Annotated in this window: 1 protein-coding gene; it reads left to right on the top strand. The window is 63.6% G+C overall.

The genetic code is table 11. The features are described 5' to 3' along the window. Nucleotides 1-159 precede the first annotated feature (159 nt). Nucleotides 160-984 (top strand): transposase family protein, encoded by an 825-nt coding sequence (locus HJC40_RS44970; protein WP_284044645.1) that lies wholly within the window; start codon nt 160-162, stop codon nt 982-984. Nucleotides 985-994: the final 10 nt, after the last annotated feature.

The following is a 994-nucleotide window of genomic DNA, read 5'->3' as shown; positions in this document are numbered from 1 at the left end:
TGACGTGATCTCAGCAAGGAGAGGTGTCTGATTCGGTACGACACGGGCAAAAGTATGAGTACCGGACGGTGCTGGATATAGGCGTGGAGCCATCGATAGACCAGTTCTTGCGAAGGAAACAGGTCTGCGAGAGGGCTCCACGTGATCGCGTATTCTGCCATGCTCGACGTACCCAGGGAACTCGTGCGTCACCTTGCACGACTGCTCGCCGCAGAACGCCGGGCTCTCGGGACGCGCCGGGGCGCACGGGCGTTGACCTGCTTCTACCAGGCCCTGCTGGTCCTGATCTGGTTCCGTAAACACGAAGATGCGGCGCTGCTGGGCGCCGGGTTCGGCATCTCTCGGGCGACTGCCTACCGCTACCTCGCGGAAGGAATCACGGTCCTGGCCGCCCGCCGGCCCGACCTGCACGAGGCACTACGCCGTGCCGCCGCCGACGGCTGGGCGTTCGTCATCCTCGACGGCAAACTGTTCGACTGCGACCGGGTCACCGAGACAGTCCTCAGCGTCAAAGGCGACAGCATCGATGCTTGGTACTCCGGAAAACACCGCGACTTCGGCGCGAACATCCAAGCAATCATGCTGCCGAACGGCCTTCCGATCTGGACCGCCGACGCAATGCCCGGTCATCTGCACGATCTGACCTGCGCCAAGAACCTCGACATCACCGCCGCCTTGAACTGGGCCGCTGCCGAGCTCAACCTGCCCACCCTGGCCGACTCCGGCTACGAAGGTGCAGGCCACGGCATCAAAACCCCGACCAAACAACCCACCGACGGCAAACCCCTCGCCGTCGCCAACCGCAGCGTCAACCGGCTGCTGCGTGGCCTTCGCTGGCAAGGCGAACGCGGCTTCGCCATCCTGGTCAGCCGCTGGAAAACCTTGCGCCACAGCACGATCAGCCCCCGCAGAATCGGCGACGTCGTCGCCGCAGCGCTACACCTCACCCATTTCGAATACCGGTACCTCAACGAACCTTGCTGAGATCACGTCA

Source organism: Actinoplanes sp. M2I2, assembly GCF_023544445.1.
Classification (GTDB): domain Bacteria; phylum Actinomycetota; class Actinomycetes; order Mycobacteriales; family Micromonosporaceae; genus Actinoplanes.
This window is presented reverse-complemented; position numbering and strand designations above follow the sequence as displayed.

Excerpts from the sequence above, each read along its gene's own strand:
- HJC40_RS44970 (WP_284044645.1), top strand. The coding sequence starts at position 160 with ATGCTCGACGTACCCAGGGAACTCGTGCGTCACCTTGCACGACTGCTC.